The organism is Conyzicola sp. (assembly GCF_046714715.1).
GTDB lineage: Bacteria > Actinomycetota > Actinomycetes > Actinomycetales > Microbacteriaceae > Conyzicola.
Genome location: NZ_JBKKAD010000100.1, coordinates 1 through 20,497, shown reverse-complemented (window position 1 = coordinate 20,497; position 20,497 = coordinate 1). Strand labels below are relative to the sequence as shown.

Sequence of the window (20,497 nt, the reverse complement as noted above, 5' to 3'; positions counted from 1 at the left end):
TCCGCGTGCTCTGCCGCTGCAGGGGTCAACCCCGAGCGACAGGGTCAGGTCCGCGTGACGCGGTCCTGACCCTGCGGGGTGCTGGGGCTACCAGGGGAGGATTTCTTCGTCCTGGTAGAAGCCGCCGGTGCCTGCGCTGGCAGGCAGGTTCACGACGTGCTTGATGCTCGCTGCGCCCTCTGCAACAGGGCGGCCGCCCTCGCCGCCGAGGTCGGTGGCCGTCCAGCCTGGGCTTGCCGAGTGGACGATGATGTTCTCGTCGGCGAGCTCGGCCGCCAGCGCGCGGGTCAAGGCGTTCAGCGCCGCCTTCGACGCACTGTAGGCGGAGGTGTACGCACCCATGCGGGTGAGCGACGCGGCCTCGCTGGAGACGTTGACGATGCGGCCGTTCGCGGACTTCCGGATCAGCGGCAGGATCGCCTGAGTTGTGCGCCACTTGCTGAACAGGTTGATGTCGAACACGTCCTGCACCTTGCCGAGGTCGACGGTGGAGGGCTGCTGCTCGTAGTCGAAGAGCCCTCCGACGTTGTTGACGAGCACGTCGACGCGGCCGTACTCGACCTCGATCTTCTTCGCCGCAGCCGCGATGCTTTCCTGGTCGGAGGTGTCGAGCTGGATCGGGTGCACGTCGCCACTGATTTCCTCAGCCGCTTTCGCTGCGGCGTCCGCGTTGCGGGCGCTGAGAAGCACCGTGTCGCCGTCTGCTGCGAGCTGAGCGGCGAGTTCCCTGCCGAGACCGCGGTTCGCGCCTGTGATGAGGATGATGCGTGCCATAGGTGTATCTCTTCCTGATTTGCGTTTACATGAGGGGGCGGCCCGCGGCCTGTTTCGACTTCACGTCTGCCTCCGGTGACCCCGCAGTTATCCTCAGCGCGCTACTCGGTGATGTCAAACACAGACCTGCTATCGTTCAGCATTATGGAATTGCAGTCATCATCCGGCCGAGTGGTCCAATCCGTACAGCGTGCGTTCGACCTTCTCGAGCGCATCGCTTTGCAGCCCGAAGGTACCCGGCTGAGCGAGCTCGCTGACGGCGCCGGACTCAACCGAAGCACCGCACACAATTTGCTCGCCTCGCTAGAAGAGCTCGGCTACATCACGCAGGACAAGAAGGGGGCCGCCTACAGGCTGACCGGGAAGGTGAATCGATTGCAACGCCTCGATGCGCAAGCCGAGCAGGCGCTGCGGGCACGTATCCGCCCTGTGCTTCAAAGCGTGAGCGCGGCGTCGGGAGAGTCGACCTTCCTCGCCCTGGTCACCGGGCACGACTACCTCTGCGTCGACGCGGTGCAATCGAACAAGCCTCTCCATTTGGCAGTGCGGCCTGGCGAGCGGAAATCACTCCTCGGGGAAGCGCTCGGCCATGTCCTCCTCGCCGCAGATAGCGACCTGGCGGCATCGGTCCGCGGCGACGATCCAAAATCATGGGACCGTCACGAACGCGAGATCGCCGACGCCGCGCGTCAGGGCTTCGCCCTCGACATGGACAGCCAACGCGAAGGCATCTCTTGCGTGGCCGTAGCCGTTACCCCGCGAGCTGCGATTGCTGTCGCCGGCCCGACCGGCCGCCTCCCGAAAGAACGTCTCATCACGATCGGGAAGAGGATCCGCCTGGAGTTGAACGCTGTGCGCCCCGCAAATCAGGAATGGCTATAAGCACTGTTTAGGGCCACGCGCGCTGAACCACGCGCAGGGGATGATTGCATGAGTCGCGCACGCCGTTGACGCGCTTCGCCGGCACGGCTCCCGGGGCGTCTTGGCGCTTCTGCCCTGCCGGTGTGACTCGCCGCCCTGAATTATCAGATGGACGCCGATCGAGGCGTACCACACGGTTCTGCTATCGGTCTCCCAGAGCACCGTTTGCGACACCGCGGCCCACGAGAAGCCTCTCGACGTATGGGTGCGCTTTCAATCGTGTTGTGTGGTCCCTTTCCTTTGTGCTGCAGAGACGTCGTGGGCGAAGTTCCGTGCAGCGTCGCGCGATGCTTCCCGTCGTCGGAGTCTGGTCGCGGCCGAATCTGGAGGATTCAGGCCGGGGTGTGCGTGCCACGCGAGAGGCAGCGCGTGCACGGCGAGCAGTGTCTCCAGCGCATTCAGCTCCGAACGCAAATACCCGTGTTCCTGAGCGTCGCGGATCAGCTCCACGCGTCGGGCCATGGCGGGCGGGAGGGTCGCCGGCTCGGGCGAGGATGCAATGCCGTGCCAAGTGATGAGCCGGGCAATGTCGGGCTGCTTCTCGAGCAGGTCAAACAGCCGGCCTGCGTAGTCGGGGAGGTCGAGGGGGTCGAAGGCGAGCGTGTCCAACGGCTCCGTGACGAACTTCTCAAGCACGGCCAAGAACAATCCATCCTTGCCGCCAAAGTAGTTGTAGATGCCTTGCTTACTCAGTCCAGCCGCAGCGGCGACGCGGTCGACGCGAGCACCCGCGAGCCCGTGTGTCGAAAGCTCGACGAGACCGGCGCGTAGCAGGCGAGCACGGGTGTCCGTGCTGTCTCCGGTCGGCATCTGATCCTCTCGGTCTTTGTCGATCCATCGTGGTCAGCCCCAGCCTCATGAAGGCGGCCAAGGCCACTCTTAGCCACGGCTTGCACGCCCCGAGGAGGACCCTTGTTTATTGTCTCAGAAGGCCCGACCCTTCTCCCGACTGAACCTCCGCGACAGCCGACCCAGCAACGCTCGCGCCTGGTCGACGAGAGTCTGAGATGGCGAGGCGTCCATCGCCAGTGCACAGTGGCGGACGCTCGTCCCATCCGGGTGCGGCGACACGGTGATGTTCCGAAGCAAGCTCCCCGCCGACTCAGGCCGGATTTCGAAAGTCGTTGCATTAGTGACGGTTGATGGTGTCGACCATAACGCCTGGGCCCCGTCCGATGTCCGGACGGGGCGCTCTTGTTTGGCGCGAGCTCGTCGCGCCCGGGATGGTCGTATCTGTGTGTGCCTGGTGGAGCGGACGTTCTGCGTCGATCCGGACGGCGACCTCGCAGGACAGTTAGCTAGGAACGGACACGTCTTCGTTTCGCGCGGCGGCGTCGATGATGTCGGCGGCGTCTTCCTGAGACAGTTCGAGTGCGAGCCCGAATTCGATAGCTAACGTCGACCGGGTGGAGCGGAGGAGCTGGCTCTCGGCCGAGGCCGACGACTTCGGGTTACGACGGGTGATCTCGCGGATCACGAAGCACAGCTGCTCAATATCGCCTGTCAAGACCCGCGCTTGGTAGTCCTTGAAGCGTCGGGCCCAGCCGATCGCCTCTTCGGACTTCGGGGCGCGGAGAATTGCGAGGAGTTCAGCTACTCGCTCGGCAGTGACCACGGCGCGCAGTCCGGTCTGCTCTGCCCGGTTGACCGGCACGCTGATGTCGAGCGGGAATGCCAGCGACTTTAGGTCGAGGTAGCTGGTCGTGGCGCCGCGGATCGTTCTATTGGCGACGCGTACGACGCGGAGTGGGCCGTGAAAAGGGTGGACGATGGTCTGACCTTCGCTGAAGGACATTCTTCACCTCGTAATGTGAGGGGGGATGCCGGCCCAGCATCGGTCTTCGACGTGTCGAAGACGACGGCTCCAGAAGCGGGTGTAACCGCTTCCTGAAGAACGAGAACCATGGATGCCGCATGGGCAGCACCGACGGAAAGCTTGTGGGACCGGACATACATTGTACCCCGTGATCCTCCTCGAACGGATATGTCCGCTGCCTCGTGGACAGGCATTTCAGGACGAATGGCGCCGAAGCCGGGCCGCCGTCACTCTGGTTCGCCGCAGGAACCTCGATTGAGCCGATCGACGGCGTCAGATTGAGGCGGTCGCCCACGCGACGTCTGTTGGGGCTCACTTCGGACGCGCTCCCCGGAGCGGTCGACGAGGTGCGTCGGGACGCGCACGGACTCGATCTGACGGCCCTCGATAAGCTCGACGAGCCCGGCGACTCCCAGGCGCCCGATCGTGGCTGCGTCGTTGCGTACCGCGCTGATCGGCGGCGAGGCGAACTCGAACCAGTCCAGGTCGTCGAACGACACGACATCGATGCCCGCCGACCAGTCTGCTCCCAGGCGTTCCCGGAGGGCCCGCACGACGCCCAACGTCGTCGGTCCGTTCGCCCCGAAGACGGCGGTGGGACGCACGCCGCGGTCGAGGATGCGGTGCATCGCTTCAGCTGCCCCGCTGGGCAGGAAGTCGCCGGTGTCGACGAAGGCCTCGTCGGGGTTGATGCCGTGCGCTTCGCGCCCCTGCCGGAAGGCCGCGAGGCGTTCGGCCCCGGTGGAGATCGTCGAGGGACCGCCGACGAAGGCCACGTCGCGGTGGCCGTGCGCCTGGAGCCAGTCGAGCACGCTCCCCACTCCCTCGGCGTTGTCCGTTCCGAACATCGGGGCGTCGAGTCCGGCCACGGTCCGGTTCATCAGCACAAGCGGAAGCTTGCTCGCCTGCAGCGCCTCGAGCTGCGGTGACAGTCCGCCTTGGGGCGACAGCAGGAGGCCGTCGATGCGTTGTGAGGCGAAGATGCGCAGGTAGGCGTCGACCTGGTCCTGGTCTTCGTTGGCGTTCGCGAGCAGGACTGTGTATCCGAGCCGGCCCGCTTCCTGTTCGGCCGCGTGGGCGAGTTCGGAGAAGAACGGGTTGCGGATGTCCGACACGAGGAGCCCCATCACGTCGGTTCTCGAGCGCCGGAGCGAGCGCGCAGGACCGTTGGCGATGTAGTTCAGTTCGGCGGCAGCCGACAGTACTCTCGCACGCGAATCGACGGATGTCTGGCTGCTGCCGGACAGAACGCGCGAGGCGGTTCCGAGCGCGACTCCGGCCCGCGCCGCGACGTCTTTGATGGTGGCCATTCGCCCGCTCCTCGGTGGAATCGTTCCCATCATGGCACGTGCGCCCGTCGGTCCGCGCCTTGCACGATTGCGATGCGTCGTGCATCATTGATCCCACTGCGTTCGTGGAAACGTTTCCACGCCGAGCTACACGAGGGGGTGCACGATGGGATCGACGGTCTTCGTCTTCGGCAGCATCAATGCCGACACCAGCTATCGCGTGGCGAAACTTCCCGCTGCGGGCGAGACGGTGCTCGCGTCATCCGCTCTCGAGTCCCCCGGCGGCAAAGGCGCGAACCAGGCGATCGCCGCGGCCGCCGCGGGCTCCGTCACCCGCATGGTCGGCGCTGTCGGCGACGATTCCATCGCCGTCTCACTGCTGGCGGCTCTGCAGGCCCGGGGAGTCGACACCGGCGCGGTCTCCACGATCCCGGGGGCGGACACCGGTCGCGCGGTCGTCTACGTCGACGATGCCGCCGAGAACTCTATCGTCGTGCTGTCCGGCGCGAACAACCTGGTCGACGGGTCCGTCGCCGGCTCGGGCCTCGATGCGCTCGCCCGCGGCGACGTGCTCGTGCTGCAGAGCGAGGTTCCCGCAGCCGCGAACCGAGCCGCCGCACGCCTCGCCCGGGCCGCGGGCGCCGTTGTGATCTGGAACGCCGCCCCGGCTCCTTCGACCGCCGACGACCTCGTGCGCGAGATCGATCTTCTCGTGGTGAACCAGCACGAGCTAGTGCTCCTCGGCAGCATTCTCGGTCTCCCCCCGGTTCAGGATGACGCGGACGACGCGGCCCTCCCCGCCCTGCTGTCTGCGACTGCCCGCGAACTCGGAACAGACGCGATCTGCACCCTCGGTTCCGCCGGCGCGGTCTACGTCGTCGACGGTCAGACCGGCACCGTCGCCGCCCCCACCGTGCGCGCCGTCGACACGACCGCGGCCGGCGACACCGTCGTCGGCTACCTCGCGGCGCACTCCGACCTGCCGATCGACCGGCGCCTGCGTCTGGCGAACAGCGCCGGAGCCCTGACCGTCACCCGCGCCGGCGCCTCATCCTCCATCCCCCAGCTCGGCGAGGTCGAAGAGATGCTCGCCGCTCTCACCGAAAGGACCCCAGCATGATCGTGTCTGTCGGAGCCGACCACGCCGGATTCCCGGTCAAACAGCGCATCATCGATGCGGTCGAGAAACTCGGCCACACCGTGATCGAGCGGGGAGCCATAAGCACCGAGCCCGTCGACTTCCCCGACGTCACCCAGGACACCTGCGCTCCAGTGCTCGACGGAACCGCCGACCGCGCCGTGCTCGTCTGCGGCACGGGCGCCGGCGCGATCATGGCGGCCAACAAGATCCCCGGCATCCGCTGTGGTCTGGCGAACGAATCGTATTCGGCGCACCAGGCGGTGGAGCACGACGACGCCAACGTGATCGCCCTCGGCGCCTGGCTCGTTCCCCCCGCCTTCATCGACGACATCGTCGCGGAGTTCCTCGCCGCCACCTTCGACGACGACGAAGACACCCGCCGTCGCGTCGCGAAGCTGAACGCTCTCGACGACCTGCGGCCCGCATCCGCCCTGTAGCCCCCATCACTCCCCCACAATCGATCAAAGGAGATCCACCCGTGACATCCACGACCACCACCACGAGCCCGCAGAAATCTGCGCTCGGCTCGAAGGACCGCAACAAGACGGCGCTGGCCGCCGCCCTGGGCACGAGCGTCGAGAACTACGACTTCATCGCCTACGGCACGGCCTCGGCACTGTACTTCAGCGCGGTGTTCTTCCCGGAGAGCGACCGCTTCATCGGAACCCTGCTCTCGTTCGCCACCCTCGCCGTCGGCTTCCTGATGCGCCCGCTCGGCGGTGCCGTGGGCGGCTACCTCGCCGACAAGTTCGGACGTAAGCCCGTGCTCGTGGGCGCCATGCTCGTAATGGGCGGGGCCACGTTCCTGATCGGGCTGCTGCCGACCTACGCCCAGATCGGTGTCATCGCACCCGTGCTGTTGGTCATCATCCGCATGATCCAGGGCCTCGCCTTCGGCGCCGAGTGGGGCGGGGCCATCACCATGGCCTACGAGCACGCGCCGTGGAACCGCCGCGGCATGTACGCCGCCATCCCCCAGGCGGGCAACCCGCTGGGCATCGCGCTCGCGAGCGCGATGTTCCTCATCTGCGCGAACCTCGACGGAGACTGGGCGTGGCGCATACCGTTCCTGCTCAGCGCCGTGCTGGTCGTCGTCGCGCTGGTCGTGCGCTCCCGCCTGTCGGAGTCGCCCGAGTTCGAGGCGGCCAAGGCCGAGGGCAAAATCGAGAAGAACCCGTTCCTCACGACCATCCGCCGCGACTGGAAGAGCATCCTCCGCGTCATCGCTCTCCGCATCGTCGAGTCGTTCGCGTACTACTCGACGGCCACCTACCTGCTGAACTATCTCTCGGAGCGGTACCCGGACATCCGCCCCACAGCCCTCGGCGCGATCACCGCCGCCAGCCTCGTCGCGATCGTCGTCACCTTCATCATGGGTTCGCTCACCGACCGCGTCGGCCGCCGACCGATCTACATCGTGGCCTGCCTCGTCGCGATCGGCTTCGCGTTCCCGATGTACCTGCTCACCAACGACGGAGCACCCGCGCTCGTCATCGCCGTGTTCATCTTCGGCATCGGCTTCATCCACGCCTCACTCACGGGCGTACAGGGCTCGCTGCTCACCGAGCAGTTCGGAACCTCCACCCGCACCTCGGGCGCCTCTCTCGGCTACCAGATCGCCGCGGCGATCGGCGGCTTCGCGCCCCTGCTCGCCGCCCTGCTCGTCGGCTGGATCGGCTGGCCCGGCGCCTCGCTGCTCTACATGACCGCAGCCGTCGTCGGCCTGATCGGCATCCTCGTCACCCGCGAGACCTACGGCCGCGCGGAGCGTGCCCGTATCAACGAGCTCGTCGACGCCGAGAAGCGGCAGCTGGCCTGAGCGTTCGGTCTATCTAGGGTCCCGTGCTCCTCAGGAGCACGGGACCTGCGTTGGTAGCGACCTCGTGCGTGGTCAGCACCGCGGGCACCTGCCCGATGGGGCTGGCCTTCCCCGCGTGACCAGTCGGGTCGACGTTGACGGATCGTTGGGCGGAGCAGTATGGGAACGGCAACCGGGCCGTAACAGTTGGGCGATCGACGGGAAGATCCATCAGGTCGCAGCGGAGCCAGACCCTCGGGCCGCCGGAGGTCGGCCTTTTGACCACGCCTCTTTGTAACGATCGTCTTGACCATCGGTTCCTACCTGCCCGGGCTGGATGAGGCCACGTGGCCCAGAGACGACAACGGCGACGGAATTGACGCCTACGCGGTTGTCGACTTTATCCGGTTCGAGCAGCGCTCTCCCGCCCACTGAGGCAGACGTCCGACGCTGGGAGTCGAACGAGGACACGCGCCTCGATCCTCAGCCCGTGCTTCTAGGCGTAGGATCCGCCTGTCTCTCCCCCGAAAGTTGTCACTGCGGCGAGATCTCGGCTGCGCCGAGTAGCTGCCCGCCCGGGGCCTTCATGCCAACCCCTAGCATGGACCGGAGGAGGACGACGAGATGGCACGGGTGACCAGCACTGATGTCGCACGCGAGGCCGGACTGTCGCGCGCCACGGTGAGCTACGTCCTCAACGCCGATCCCCGGCAGAGAATACCTGAGCCCACCCGGCAACGGGTGCTTGAGGCAGCCGCACGTTTGGAGTACGTCCCCTACGGCCCTGCCCGGCTGCTGCGAGGAGCGCCCGGCACCACGGTCGTTTTAGTCACCCCGTCGTTGGCCACTGCCGCTGAACCGGTGGGAGCTCGCATCGTTGCGGATCTTGCAGAGACTCTGACCAGCCGCGGTCTGCAGCTGCTGTGGCAATTGGGCAGTGCCGTAGCCGGGATGAGTAGCGACCTCGCCCCGGTGCTCGTGTTGACGTCGCTCGGTGAAGACGAGGTCGGATTCAGCGACCTGGTTCGCAACTCTCGGGTGCCGGTCCGGTCCATTTTCCCGGGCTTGGATGCTTTTCAGGCGGCACCTGGCAGGGCACAGGTCGATCATCTCTTCTCCCGCGGGCATCGGGTACTCGGCTTCGCGGCTCCCTACGGTCCGCTCCTCCACCGTCCGTCGGCACTCCGCAGGGATGCTGTTCTCGCGCGCGCTCACGAACTCGGACTTCCCGAACCGCGCATTTTCGCTATGCCGTCGGATCGCGCGGAGGCCCGCGTGAAGCTCGAGGCCTTGTTCGCGCTGGATCAGCCACCGAGGGCAATCTGCGCTTACAACGATCGGGTTGCCCTCGTGATTCTCGCAGCCGCAGCCGACCTCGGGATTTCCGTTCCGGGTGATCTGGCGGTGATAGGAGTCGACGATGATCCGGTGTCACAGCTTTCAATCCCCGCCTTGAGCAGTGTGGGCGCCGACTTGGGCTCGTTCGTGGCCGACCTTGCCGCGGAGGTCGCGGCTCTCGTAGCGGGCGAGGACCCAGTGGGCGTACGTCTCCCCGTGCGCCCCATGGTGGTCGCACGCGATTCGTCTTAGGCCGAACGGTTGGCGTCCCCGACTGGAGGCGTGATCGCGACACCGACGTAATCGGGCGGTGCCGCGACTGATTATGTCGCCCCACCGCCCGGTGACGTAACCGACGTCAGTCGATAAGGACGTTCAACATCCCGATTGACCACCAGTGATTCGGGTCGGTGCCCGTGTTGTGCACGTTGATGTACCGTGCTGTGCGGGTGGCGAAGAGGGCGTTCACAACTCCGTATCCGCTGCCCGCCGCGACTTTGCTCCAAGAGATATTGTCTGACGAGGTGTAGATCTCGTAGCCCCGGGGGAAGTCGCCGCCGCGGCTGTCGGGGCCCCCGGTCTGGATGAGCTGCACGCCCTTAAAGGTGCGCGCTGCGCCCAGATCGACCTCGTACCACTCGCTATTGGCCTGCGGCTGACCTGACTGCCAACGGGAGTTGAGCCAAGGGTCGACGCCCTGAGCGGCGGTGCCGCTGTTCGCGAACGCTGAGGCAGTCCAACCGCTGTGGCTCAGCGATGACCAACTGACGCCGGACGTGGATGAGACGGATTCGTTGTAGATGCGAACCTCACCCACGGTCCACCAGTTCCCCGACCATGCGGATGTCAATTGGACTCGGATGTAGCGCGCCGTGTTTGCGCCGGTGCCGATGCGCGTCTGGTGCGACGTCCCGTTGCCGGCGGCGACTTGCGGGCCCCAGTTGACACCGTCGTTGGATACCTGGACCGTATAGCCGCGAGGGAAGTCGCCCGATCGGGAGCCGGAGTTGAGTTCGATTGCCGTGAACGTCCGGGCCGCTCCGAGGTCGATGCGGAACCATTGGCCGACCGCCTGGGCTGCGCCTGTCGTCCATCGAGATTCGACCTTGCCGTCCCAGGCGGCGGCCGTCGCCGTCCCGTCTCCTGTCGTGGACCCGGCGATCGCGCCGCCGTTCTTTGGAAGCAGGCCTGATTGGCTGTTGTAGGCGGTGAGATCCCCTATCGACCACCATTTCCCGGCCGCCCCGGCGAGGTTGATCCTGAGGTAGCGTGCCGCGGTCGGCGAGAAGGAGATGTTGGTGAAGGAGGAGGTTCCATTACCGCTCGAGACGGTACCGCTCCAGTCCGTTCCGTTGGCGGATGTCTGGACCGTGTAGCTCGCCGGTCCGTCGGTGGGCAGTTCGATCTGGTTGAGCGAGATTTGGTCGATCGTACGGCTGGCACCCATGTCGACCGTGAAGCTTTGTCCCGCGGCCTGGTCAGCGCCCGACATCCACCGGGTTCGCGGGTTGCCGTCGATCGCCTGCGCGGGCGTGAACGCATCCGAGGTGTTTGTCGCGGACGCGGTCCAACCGGCTTTACTGATCGCGTTGCCCGTGGTGGGCGTGTAGACGTAGGTGGCGATTGTGTCGCCGGGGAGTGTGTCGGTGAACTGGCCGTCTGGGGTCGCAATGCGGATAGCTGCCGGCGCGGTATCGAGACTGGTCGTGTTGTACCGTGCAGGGTCAGAGTCGGGCAGCCCTGTTGCATCGGGCCGGTTGGCGACGACCACCACGATCGAACCGTCGGGGTTTTGGAAGGCCACGTTTGAGACGTTGCCCATTCGGTCCGTGCTGTCGATGCGCTTAGCGCCGATCTGGATGTTCCTGGAGAACTGTCCCCAGATATAGTACCAGCCGTTTAGGTCGTACTGAGATGGATCGCCTGCGCGCGGGGAGATGAGGGAGGGCGTGTCCGCGTCGGGGTCCGACGGGTTGACCCGACGGTCCGACCACCAGCTCGGACCTGCGTTGCACAGGACCAGGTCGTTCGTGGTGTCGTCGACGGCGTCGCATTGCGAGTATTCGAACATCGTCGCCCAACCGGAGTAAGAGCTCACGCCGCCACGGAAGAATTCGATCAGCTTGTTAGCGCCCTGGGTGATCTCGGTCATGTGCTGGGTCTTCGTCGGATACTGTGCAGCCACAGCGTTCGGTTGCCACATGTTCGAGTTGTCGTAGTTGTGATACGCGATGCCGTCGACCGCCGCGTTGGTGGCTGTGTCCCCGAGAAGCGCGTCAGTGTAAGAGAAGGTCTCATTCGTGAGATTGGCATCCATGCCCCAGATCTTCGAAGCAATGCCGGCGGCAGTGAACTTCTGTTTGAGAATCTTCGCGAAGTCCTGCATCTGGCCCGGAGTGAAACAGGTCGTGGGGTAGGGCATCTGGATGTCTGGTTCGTTCTGAAGAGTGACGGCGTAGATCGGGAGACCTTGCGCCGAATATGCGTTGATGTACTTCACGTAGTAGTCAGCGAGTACCCCGTAATAGTCATTCGGCGAGTTGGTGTGGTTGGGTCCGGTGCTGCCGTGCTGGACGCGCGGCTCGGTTCCGTCTGTGTTGCAGTGTCCGAAAACGCCTTGAGGTCCGGTGATGCTGTTGTTTGTCTTCATCCACGCCGGGGGCGACCACAATGATGCGTAGAAGCGCACCTCGGGATTGATCTGCCGCATGCGCTGCATGATGCCGATCTTCCCGTCGGCGACGTCGCGGTCGATCGAGAACGACGAGAGGGTGGGGTCGGGAGTCCCGCTGTTGTCGGCGTAGGTCCAGAACCCTGTCGTCTTGGCCGTGCGGCAGAAGTCGGCGCATCCGATAGTCGTTCGCCACAGGTTCATGTTGTCGCCGTTGGCCTTGCTAACGAGAGCTTGAAGAGCGCTCTCCTTGTTCGTCGCGCTCAATCTCCCAAGATGGTAGATCGTGGCGTCCTCGAGCGAGGAGCCCCACCCTTCGTAAGTCTGATGAGGGGCCGAGGGATCTACGTTGATTGTCGTGGCCGCGCTGTTCGTCATGGGGACGAGTGTCTTGTCGGCCTGCGGCGAGAGGCGGAAAGAACCTTCGTCCACGTTGTACGAGGTGTACGAGACCGCGACGGAGCCCCCGGCGCCGGTCGAGGCGACGGCAGCCTGGTCTGCGTTCGGCTGCACCGAGAGCGCGAGCACGCTAACGGCGACGAGCATGCCGACCGCTTGGCGTCGGCGGATTCTGAAGGACATGGACGTGCTCCGATGATGAAGAGGAGCACGCCTTCGTGTCGGAAATTCTGTCGCGCCGACGCGAGCAAAGCGTCGGCAGGACATTGCGAGGGCGGTGCTCCTTCGGACGGACCCTCGCGGTGTGTTCCGCTTATTGAAGTGGAATTCACTTGCACGTGTCAATAGACGCTTGCGATATTTCGGCAGCGGTTGACCACAAACGGAAAATTGTTGTTGACAACGACCGCAACGCATCTAGGATCACTCTTGTGAAGCGTTTCAATGGCGCTAATCAACCGAATGAAGCGCTTCATGGCGCGAAGATGTTTCAAGGAGGAAACATGACCACAGCACAACGACGGCACCTGCGCGGAGCCAAATTCGTCGCCGCAGCCGGTATTGGCGTCTTCGCTCTCGCCGGCTGCGCCAGTGGAGGCGGCAGCTCCGACTCGAAAGAATTCACCTACCTCGGCCAGACGCAAAACACCTCGATCTCGGGCACGTTGGACATGCTTTCGGCCGATCAGTGCACCACTCAGCAAGAAGCCGCCCCCCTCAAATCGGATGCGATCGACGGCACCACTTGGGACCAGCAGCTACAGCTGCTCGCGGGACAAGATGCGCTTTCTGACGTGAGCATGGCCGGTGGAACTCCAACGCTTATGCAGGAGTTCATCGACGCGGGCAAGGTGGTGAACCTCAGCGAGACGATCGAGGAGCAGGGGCTGGAAGGGCGAATCCTCCCGGCCGCCGAGTCGACGATCAAGGCGCTCTACGGCGGCGGCGACCTCTATGCCCTTCCGACCGAGTTCAACATCGAGGGCCTCTGGTACAACAAGCAGCTGCTCAGCGACAGCGGCGTCGAAGTCCCGGAGACCTGGGACGAGCTCGTCGACGCGGCGGCTACGCTCCAGGCCGACAACGTCCAGCCCTTCATCGCGGCGGGCAAGGACGGCTGGCCGATCACCCGCCTCGTCGGCGACTACATCGCTCGCGATCTGGGACCGGACGCGCTGCAGAAAGTCGCAGACGGGGATGCCTCCCTCACGGACCCCGAATACGTCGCCGCGGCCGACGCCGTGGCCGAGCTCGGCACCGCGGGCTACTTCGGACCGGCTGCCGGGTCGATCGACTACAACACGGCCTTGAACCAGTTCCTCACCGGTGGGGGCGCCTTCTTCTACATGGGCAGCTGGGCTCTCGCAGCCTTCAACGACGAAGAGCAGAACAAGATCGGGGTCGACAACATCGGCTTCGCTCCGTTCCCCGATGTCGAAGGCGGCGCGGGCAGCAGCGACCAGGTCCCGGCGAACGTCGGCATCCCGGTGATGTTCACCACGAGTGGCTTCGACGAAGACTCCGCCGCATGGCTCGACTGCGTTACGGAGAACTACGGCGACGTCGCTCTGAACGAATTCGGCCAAGTCACCGGCTTCGTCGTCAACAACCCTCCGGCCGACCAACCCGTTCTGACGAAATTGGTACAGGACATTATCGCCGAAGCACCCAGCAGCGTCCTGTGGTTCGAAGCGGCGTTCACCCCTGAGGCGACGGCGGTGAGTCAGAAGAACGGCGGCGGACTGGCCAGCGGGACCCTCACCGGCGAGGAGTTCATGACTCTCGTCCAGGACGCGAACGGGCGCTGACACCTTCAATTATCTGAACGCGAGGGCGGAGCCGTACACCGGCTTCGCCCTCGCGCTGAGGAAAGGCATTTTCAATGGAACGACTCCTCGGCAACCCTCGCGCAGTACTGGTGCTCCTTGGCCCCGCCCTGCTCGTGTACACGACGGTGATGCTCATCCCGATCGTCTGGTCGCTCGTCTATACCGTCTACGAGGGCAACGCGGTCTCGGGCTTCGAGTTCGTCGGCGTAGACAATTTCGTGCGCTTCTTCAACGACCCCACCGCGCTCGAAGCGGTCGGTTTCACCATTCGCTACGCGTTGGTGCTCACCGTTCTGCAGATCGGGGTCGGCTACGGCCTCGCACTTCTTTACGTCTTCTACCTGAAGAAGGCGTCGGCGCTCGTGCGCACCCTGGTCTTTTTCCCCGTCATTCTGCCGACCGTGGCCGTTGCCTTGCTTTTCCGCCGCTTCTTCGAAGCAGCACCCACGACAGGCCCCGTCAACTCGATCATGGAGTTCGTGGGGCTCGACACCTTCGACTGGTTCGGGCAGCCGGACGCCTCCTTCTGGGTCATCATCATGATGGACCTCTGGCGTTCGATGGGCTTCTACGCTGTGCTGCTCTACGCCGGCGTCGTGGAAATCCCCGAGGACATCCTCGAGTCGGCGCGGCTTGACGGAGCTGGCGGCTGGCGACTGGTTCGCTCGATCGTCTTGCCCCTGTCCTTGCCGGTGCTCCTGTCCGCGACGATATTCAGCATCAACGGGACGCTGAAGGTCTTCGACACTGTAGTCGCTCTGACCAACGGAGGACCCGGCACGTCAACGACCCCGCTGACCGTCTACATGTTCCAGACGTCCTTCAGCTTCGGACAGTACGGCTACGGCAGCACCGTCGCGCTCATGCTCACCCTGATGTGCCTCCTGATGACGATCTTCATCTTCCGCGCGTCCCGCCGCGACCTCACGAGGAACGACAAATGACCACGACCACCCTCCAACGCAAGGCCCGGATCGCGATGAAGCGGCTACCCGTGTACATCGGCGTCGCCGTCCTACTCATCATCGTCGCCTACCCGCTCCTGTGGCTTCTCCTCGGATCGTTCAAACAACAGGACGAATTCCTGAGCGAACCCTTCTGGTCCCTCCCGCGACAGCTCAATCTCGACAACTACATCGAAGCCTTTGTCGGCGGCGGCCTCGGTAAATACATTCAGAACAGCGTCATCGCCGTGTTCCCGTCAATGGCCATCATGCTGCTCTTCGGAACCGCCGCGGGATTCGCCTTGGAGGTGATGGTCTGGAAAGGCCGCGGAGCAGTGCTTCTCGTCTTCCTTGGCGGCGTGATGATCCCGATCCAGATGATCCTCCTGCCGCTGTTCACCATCTACTTCAACCTCCACCTCACCGGCACACTCTGGCCGCTGATAATCACATACACGGCCACCGGACTGCCCCTGACCGTGTTCATGATGGCGACGTTCTTCCGGGCCGTCCCACGGGAGATCTTCGAAGCGGCGACGCTCGACGGCGCCGGGATCTACCGGTTGTTCTGGACAGTCGGTCTCCCCTTGGTGCGCAACGCGCTCTTCACCGTGGCCCTCGTCCAGTTTTTCTTCATCTGGAACGACCTCCTCATTGCCCTTACCTTCACCAACAGCCAGGACCTGCGGACGATCCAAGCAGGCCTGCTCAACTTCACCGGACAGTACGGCGCGGTCGACTACGGCCCCATGTTCGCCGGTATAGCGGTCAACGTCGTAGGCACGCTTGTGCTCTACATGTTCCTCAATCAGAAGGTCATGAAAGGCCTGACCGCAGGATCGGTGAAAGGATGACCGCCATCGCCAGCGTCATACGCCTCCGGGCAGAACACCGTCGTGATGCGACGGGGCTCGGAACCGCAACACCCCGGCTCAGCTGGTGGATCGGCTCCTCTGCCGATGCCCGGCTTCTGCATACCGACATCAGGATGACCGATCGTGCCGGTAGAACCCAGACGGCCCGGATCGACGGCAACGACCAAGTGCTCGTCGGATGGCCGTTTTCCCCCCTCAGCTCTCGCGAGAGCGTCGATGTGAGCGCGCGCGTCACGCTCAGCGACGGCACGACGAGCGCATGGAGCGACCCGCTGCGCATCGAAACCGGACTGCTTCGGCGCGACGACTGGACAGCAGGCCTCGTCGTCCCTTCCGCCGAGGCGCCCCGGACCGGGCCACGCGGTGCATGGCTGCTCCGATCGCAGTTCGACCTGGAGAGGGCTCCCGTCAGCGCGCGGCTCTATGTCACCGCGCAAGGAATCTACCGGGCCGAAATCAATGGGGGGCGCGTCGGCGACGACGAGCTCGCGCCGGGCTGGACGAGCTACGACCACCGGCTGCGCGCCCAGGCCTACGACGTAACGGAACACATCGTCGCAGGCGGCAATGCCCTCGGGTTCGAGCTCGCAGACGGATGGTTCCGGGGGAACATCGGCTTCGACGGCGGACTGTGGGACTTTTACGGGTCTCAGATCGGCATCGTCGCTCAGCTCGAGCTGGTCGGTCACGACGGATCCGTCCGCGTGGTCGATCTCGACCGCGGATGGAAGTCATCGCCGAGCGCGACTACCGCGACCGCACTGTACGAAGGCGAGAACTACGACGCGCGCCTCTTCGACCGACAGTGGTCGAGTTGGGGCTTCGACGATAGCTTGTGGACTCGCCCGGAAGTTCGCGACCTCGCGACCGTCGCGGCGCGCATCGAGCACGCCGTCGCCGAGCCGGTGCGGCAGATCGAGGAGCTGCATCCGACTGCAGTCGACTACCTGCCGAACGGACGCATCCGCCTCGATTTCGGGCAGAACATCTCCGGCCGGCTCGCGTTCACCACCACCGGGCCCGCAGGTCACATCCTGCGCTTTCACCACGCCGAGGTACTCGAGGACAACGAGCTGGCCGTGCGGCCCCTTCGTCGCGCCACCTCAGTCGATTCCTACGTTTTCTCCGGTCACGGCGAGGAGACCTGGCAGCCCGTGTTCACGATTCACGGCTTCCGCTACGCCGAACTCGAGGGCTGGCCGCAGGACTCCCTAGCTCCCGACGCCGTCAGAGCGGTGGTGCTGCACACGGACATGGACCGCACCGGATGGTTCGCCGTCGATCACCCACAACTTCAGCAACTCCACGACAACACCGTGTGGAGTATGCGCGACAACTTCGTCGACCTCCCCACCGACTGCCCTCAGCGAGACGAACGGATGGGGTGGACCGGCGACATCCAGGTGTTCGCACCGGCCGCCCTGTTCCTGTACGGAAGCGGCGGGGTCCTCGACAGTTGGCTTCGCGACGTCTCCGACGAGCAAGGCGCCGATGGCTCCGTACCCAACTTCGTACCGTGGGTTCCGTGCGGGTTCCCGGAAGCATCGTCCGCGGTCTGGGGCGACGCGGCCACGGTCGTCCCGTGGACGATGTGGGAGCAACTCGGCGACCGCGGAATCCTCGCCCAGCAATACCCGAGCATGACCGGCTGGGTCGACCACCTCGCCCGGAGAGCAGATCCGGACGGAGCGGTGCGCACCGGTTTCGCGCTCGGCGACTGGCTCGACCCGGTCGCCCCTCCGGAGGATCCCGGGGCAGCACGTACCGACCGGTACCTCGTCACGACTGCCTACCTCGTCCGATCTGCCCGGATCGCAGCGGAGACCGCCGAAATCCTCGACGACCCGGTTGCCGCAGTGAAGCACGCCGCAATCGCGCAGCATGCACTCGCCGGATTCCGCAAGGAGTGGGTGTTGCCGTCGCGAGAGCTTGTCGGCGAATCGCCGACCGCGCTCGCGCTCGCCATCTGCTTCGATCTATTCGAACTGGACGAACACCGCACGAGAGCGGGATCGCGCCTCGCGGAGATGGTCGCCGAGGGCGGATACGTCATCCCCACAGGATTTGTCGGCACACCGATCATCTGCGACGCGTTGGCGACCACCGGACACATCGACGCCGCGTACAGCCTGCTGCTGCAGACCGAATGCCCCTCCTGGCTGTACCCCATAACCATGGGAGCGACCACGATCTGGGAGCGTTGGGACAGCATGCTGCCCGACGGGCAGATAAACCCCGGCGACATGACCTCCTTTAACCACTACGCACTGGGAGCGGTGGTCGATTTCCTGCATCGCAGCGTCGCCGGACTCGCCCCACTCGAACCCGGATACCGCCGCGTGCGGGTGGCGCCACTCCCAGGCGCCTCCGTGAACGCGGCTTCGACACGCCACGACAGTGCATACGGTCCGATCGAGGTCTCGTGGCGGCGGGACGACGACAATTTCGACCTCGTCGTGCACGTGCCGTTCGGAGTGACCGCCGAGGTCGAACTGCCGTGGAGCCAAGGGGTTTCCCACGTCGCCGCTGGCCGTCACGAGTTCCACATCCCGATTCAGTCCATCTCGCATTCCGTTTTATAGTGCGCCCTTCGCAAGGCCGCTAGACGGCTCCCTTCGTACTACACACCGCAGAAAGAGAACATGAGCACTTCGAACACCCTCATTTACCCTGGCCAGCCTTGGCATGACACGGACGGCAACCGAATCCACGCCCACGGGGGTTCCGTCATCACCGTCGACGGCGTGCACTACTGGTACGGCGAGAACAAGGAGCGCTCGACGCCGGGCAGCGGCATCTGGCATTGGGGCGTGCGCTGCTACTCGTCCACCGACCTCGTGAACTGGACCGATCGCGGCCTGATCATCCCGCCGGCTCCCGACGATCCGGAATCCCCTCTGCATCCATCGGCTGGCGTCGACCGCCCGCACATCGTTTTCAACGAGAGAACGGGGAAGTTCGTTTGCTGGCTCAAAGTCATGACTCAGGGATCCGTTCAGCGGTCGACCGTCTTGACCGCCGAGTCGATCCTCGGCCCCTACGCCGAAGTAACTTTGTGGCTGCGCCCGCTCGGGATGAGCGCCGGCGACTTCGACCTCGTCGTGGACCCGCACGACGGGAAGGGCTATTACTACTTCGAACGAGTCCACTCCGAGATGATCGTCGCCGACCTCACCGACGACTACACCGATGTCACCGGTTACTATTCCACCCACTTCCCGCAGCCGCAGCCGCCATTCGTCCGGGAAGCGCCTGCCTACTTCCGCCGTAACCGCAAGCATTATCTGCTCACATCGGGCACCAGCGGCTACTATCCGAACCCGTCGGAGGCCGCAGTCGCCGATAGCTACCACGGGCCGTTCACCGTGCTCGGCAATCTGCACCCTACCGACGCCTCCCGCACATCCTTCCATTCCCAAATATCTTCGGTCTTCCGTCATCCGGGAAAGAAGGATCTCTTCATCGCCCTCGGCGATCGTTGGTTACCCGATTACCTCGAAGACAGTTCGCGGGCCCTCACGGAGTTTGAGGCGCACTTCGCACCAGGACGGGACGGCGACGAACCGATGGACGAGTTTGCGCATGTCGACTCGTCGATCGCGGACTACGTGTGGCTGCCTATCCGGTTCGACGGTGACATTCCGGTCATCGAATGGCGCGAATCGTGGAGCCCAGACGACTACGAGGACCTGTAGAGCTCCCGGGATAGACCTGCGACCTGGCGGTTGCGGGTTTATCCCGGTGTGCGCCGTCCGAGCGTGCTCTCTCGGGCGGTCAGGGTGGGGTCGAGAACAACGTGCTTGTGCTCGTGAACGCCTTGGTTCGTTAGTTCGTCGAGTAGGAGCCGCATTCCCGTCTCCCCCATCGCGAGCCCAGGTAGATCGACCGTCGATATTGGTACCACGTTGTCGTATGCCATGCGGTTGTCGTCGCACGCTACAAGCGCGACGTCTTCGGGGAAGCGTGCCCGAGTTGAACGGGACAATACCTGCATTATTCCGAGAGCAAGGAGGTCGGCAGCGGCGACTATCCCCTCCGGGAGCTGGTCCGCCGGACGCGTCGCGAGGAGATCGCCGACCAGTCGCCCGTCCGCAACTTGGACTCCATCACTTGGCAGGTATTCGAGTGTCGCGCCGGGGACCGCTGCGACCGCCTCTTCTGCGCCTAGAAGTCGGTCGGCGAGAGCTCGGGAGCGTCCTACAGGCCCGCCGGCAAATGCCAGGCGGCGGCGGCCGAGATCCAGCAGGTGTTGCGCCGCCAGTCGCCCCGCGACGACGTTGTTCGTGCTCACCGCGCAGTGGTCGTGGCGTTGCGAGGCAGCATCGAGGATCACGAGCGGCTGTCGCATGGACGTGCGCGCTTGCCCGGTGAGCACGCCGTTTAGCGGAGCGACGAGGATGCCCGACACCTGCTCCTCCTCGAAATATCGCAGGTATGACCTCTGCCTGTTCTCGTCGATGTCCGAGTTGCCGATGACGAGAATCTTCCCGGCTTCTGCGGCGTAGCGTTCGGCGCCCTTGACCATGTCGGTGAAGTAGGAGTTGGACAGGTCGACGAGGATCACCCCTACGGTGTCGCTCACTCCCGCAGCGAGTTTGCTGGCAGCACGATTCCGCACGAATCCGAGTGTGTCGATCGACGCGGAGACGCGCGCCACGAGCTCGGGCGTGACGTGTTCCGGCCGGTTGAGAACGTTCGAGAC

Annotated in this window: 17 protein-coding genes; 11 read left to right on the top strand and 6 right to left on the bottom strand. The window is 64.7% G+C overall.

Translation table 11 applies throughout. The annotated features are described in order from the left end of the window. Positions 1-87: 87 nt before the first annotated feature. Positions 88-774 carry an SDR family NAD(P)-dependent oxidoreductase gene (locus tag ACLQ6X_RS07885; protein WP_411699623.1) on the bottom strand — a complete coding sequence of 229 codons (687 nt, stop codon included), beginning with the start codon at positions 772-774 and terminating at the stop codon, positions 88-90. Positions 775-885: 111 nt separating this feature from the next. Here ACLQ6X_RS07885 and ACLQ6X_RS07880 point away from each other — a divergent pair, with 111 nt between their 5' ends. Then, positions 886-1,656 carry an IclR family transcriptional regulator gene (locus ACLQ6X_RS07880; RefSeq protein ID WP_411699622.1) on the top strand — a complete coding sequence of 257 codons (771 nt, stop codon included), beginning with the start codon at positions 886-888 and terminating at the stop codon, positions 1,654-1,656. Between the two features lie 252 nt (positions 1,657-1,908). Here ACLQ6X_RS07880 and ACLQ6X_RS07875 read toward each other — a convergent pair whose 3' ends face one another. The 3 genes from ACLQ6X_RS07875 to ACLQ6X_RS07865 all read right to left on the bottom strand — a co-directional run bounded on the left by ACLQ6X_RS07875 (position 1,909) and on the right by ACLQ6X_RS07865 (position 4,821). Then, the gene (locus ACLQ6X_RS07875) at positions 1,909-2,505 is read right to left on the bottom strand and encodes a TetR family transcriptional regulator (protein ID WP_411699621.1); all 597 of its coding nucleotides are present in this window, start codon (positions 2,503-2,505) and stop codon (positions 1,909-1,911) included. Positions 2,506-2,989: 484 nt separating this feature from the next. Then, a complete protein-coding gene (locus ACLQ6X_RS07870) occupies positions 2,990-3,490 on the bottom strand; it encodes a CarD family transcriptional regulator (RefSeq protein WP_411699620.1) in 501 nt (166 codons plus the stop codon). A gap of 248 nt (positions 3,491-3,738) precedes the next feature. Continuing rightward, positions 3,739-4,821 (bottom strand): LacI family DNA-binding transcriptional regulator, encoded by a 1,083-nt coding sequence (locus ACLQ6X_RS07865; RefSeq protein ID WP_411699619.1) that lies wholly within the window; start codon positions 4,819-4,821, stop codon positions 3,739-3,741. Between the two features lie 145 nt (positions 4,822-4,966). On the opposite strand from ACLQ6X_RS07865, the gene ACLQ6X_RS07860 reads away from it, so the two are divergent. The 5 genes from ACLQ6X_RS07860 to ACLQ6X_RS07840 all read left to right on the top strand — a co-directional run bounded on the left by ACLQ6X_RS07860 (position 4,967) and on the right by ACLQ6X_RS07840 (position 9,329). Next, positions 4,967-5,920: a ribokinase gene (locus ACLQ6X_RS07860; protein WP_411699618.1), complete on the top strand. Its 954-nt coding sequence runs from the start codon at positions 4,967-4,969 to the stop codon at positions 5,918-5,920. Further along, entirely contained in the window at positions 5,917-6,378 is a 462-nt protein-coding gene (locus ACLQ6X_RS07855) for an RpiB/LacA/LacB family sugar-phosphate isomerase (protein WP_411699617.1), read from the top strand. The genes ACLQ6X_RS07860 and ACLQ6X_RS07855 overlap by 4 nt, the downstream gene beginning before the upstream one ends. A gap of 41 nt (positions 6,379-6,419) precedes the next feature. Further along, on the top strand, positions 6,420-7,760 hold the full coding sequence (locus ACLQ6X_RS07850) for an MFS transporter (protein ID WP_411699616.1): 1,341 nt from the start codon (positions 6,420-6,422) through the stop codon (positions 7,758-7,760). Positions 7,761-8,045: 285 nt separating this feature from the next. Next, positions 8,046-8,174 carry a hypothetical protein gene (locus ACLQ6X_RS07845; protein WP_411699615.1) on the top strand — a complete coding sequence of 43 codons (129 nt, stop codon included), beginning with the start codon at positions 8,046-8,048 and terminating at the stop codon, positions 8,172-8,174. A 189-nt stretch (positions 8,175-8,363) separates the two neighbouring features. Beyond that, complete coding sequence (locus ACLQ6X_RS07840) at positions 8,364-9,329, top strand: LacI family DNA-binding transcriptional regulator (protein ID WP_411699614.1); 966 nt, start codon at positions 8,364-8,366, stop codon at positions 9,327-9,329. Between the two features lie 106 nt (positions 9,330-9,435). Here ACLQ6X_RS07840 and ACLQ6X_RS07835 read toward each other — a convergent pair whose 3' ends face one another. Then, complete coding sequence (locus tag ACLQ6X_RS07835) at positions 9,436-12,330, bottom strand: discoidin domain-containing protein (protein WP_411699613.1); 2,895 nt, start codon at positions 12,328-12,330, stop codon at positions 9,436-9,438. Between the two features lie 248 nt (positions 12,331-12,578). Here ACLQ6X_RS07835 and ACLQ6X_RS07830 point away from each other — a divergent pair, with 248 nt between their 5' ends. From ACLQ6X_RS07830 to ACLQ6X_RS07810, 5 genes are all read left to right on the top strand, one after another. Then, positions 12,579-13,955, top strand: a complete 1,377-nt coding sequence (locus tag ACLQ6X_RS07830; RefSeq protein WP_411699612.1) for an ABC transporter substrate-binding protein — start codon at positions 12,579-12,581, stop codon at positions 13,953-13,955. Between the two features lie 74 nt (positions 13,956-14,029). Beyond that, positions 14,030-14,920: a carbohydrate ABC transporter permease gene (locus ACLQ6X_RS07825; protein ID WP_411699611.1), complete on the top strand. Its 891-nt coding sequence runs from the start codon at positions 14,030-14,032 to the stop codon at positions 14,918-14,920. Continuing rightward, entirely contained in the window at positions 14,917-15,774 is an 858-nt protein-coding gene (locus ACLQ6X_RS07820; protein ID WP_411699610.1) for a carbohydrate ABC transporter permease, read from the top strand. Before ACLQ6X_RS07825 ends, ACLQ6X_RS07820 begins: the two co-directional genes overlap by 4 nt. A gap of 134 nt (positions 15,775-15,908) precedes the next feature. Beyond that, entirely contained in the window at positions 15,909-18,377 is a 2,469-nt protein-coding gene (locus ACLQ6X_RS07815; protein ID WP_411699609.1) for a family 78 glycoside hydrolase catalytic domain, read from the top strand. A 60-nt stretch (positions 18,378-18,437) separates the two neighbouring features. Continuing rightward, positions 18,438-19,490, top strand: a complete 1,053-nt coding sequence (locus ACLQ6X_RS07810) for a family 43 glycosylhydrolase (protein WP_411699608.1) — start codon at positions 18,438-18,440, stop codon at positions 19,488-19,490. A 38-nt stretch (positions 19,491-19,528) separates the two neighbouring features. Here ACLQ6X_RS07810 and ACLQ6X_RS07805 read toward each other — a convergent pair. After that, a partial coding sequence (locus ACLQ6X_RS07805) for a LacI family DNA-binding transcriptional regulator (RefSeq protein ID WP_411699607.1) occupies positions 19,529-20,497 on the bottom strand: 969 nt, incomplete at its 5' end.

What these genes read in the sequence shown, in the direction of transcription:
- ACLQ6X_RS07885 (WP_411699623.1), bottom strand. Translation starts at nt 774, where the DNA reads ATGGCACGCATCATCCTCATCACAGGCGCGAACCGCGGTCTCGGCAGG.
- ACLQ6X_RS07880 (WP_411699622.1), top strand. Translation starts at nt 886, where the DNA reads ATGTCAAACACAGACCTGCTATCGTTCAGCATTATGGAATTGCAGTCA.
- ACLQ6X_RS07875 (WP_411699621.1), bottom strand. Translation starts at nt 2,505, where the DNA reads ATGCCGACCGGAGACAGCACGGACACCCGTGCTCGCCTGCTACGCGCC.
- ACLQ6X_RS07870 (WP_411699620.1), bottom strand. Translation starts at nt 3,490, where the DNA reads ATGTCCTTCAGCGAAGGTCAGACCATCGTCCACCCTTTTCACGGCCCA.
- ACLQ6X_RS07865 (WP_411699619.1), bottom strand. Translation starts at nt 4,821, where the DNA reads ATGGCCACCATCAAAGACGTCGCGGCGCGGGCCGGAGTCGCGCTCGGA.
- ACLQ6X_RS07860 (WP_411699618.1), top strand. Translation starts at nt 4,967, where the DNA reads ATGGGATCGACGGTCTTCGTCTTCGGCAGCATCAATGCCGACACCAGC.
- ACLQ6X_RS07855 (WP_411699617.1), top strand. Translation starts at nt 5,917, where the DNA reads ATGATCGTGTCTGTCGGAGCCGACCACGCCGGATTCCCGGTCAAACAG.
- ACLQ6X_RS07840 (WP_411699614.1), top strand. Translation starts at nt 8,364, where the DNA reads ATGGCACGGGTGACCAGCACTGATGTCGCACGCGAGGCCGGACTGTCG.
- ACLQ6X_RS07835 (WP_411699613.1), bottom strand. Translation starts at nt 12,330, where the DNA reads ATGTCCTTCAGAATCCGCCGACGCCAAGCGGTCGGCATGCTCGTCGCC.
- ACLQ6X_RS07825 (WP_411699611.1), top strand. Translation starts at nt 14,030, where the DNA reads ATGGAACGACTCCTCGGCAACCCTCGCGCAGTACTGGTGCTCCTTGGC.
- ACLQ6X_RS07820 (WP_411699610.1), top strand. Translation starts at nt 14,917, where the DNA reads ATGACCACGACCACCCTCCAACGCAAGGCCCGGATCGCGATGAAGCGG.
- ACLQ6X_RS07815 (WP_411699609.1), top strand. Translation starts at nt 15,909, where the DNA reads ATGACCGATCGTGCCGGTAGAACCCAGACGGCCCGGATCGACGGCAAC.
- ACLQ6X_RS07810 (WP_411699608.1), top strand. Translation starts at nt 18,438, where the DNA reads ATGAGCACTTCGAACACCCTCATTTACCCTGGCCAGCCTTGGCATGAC.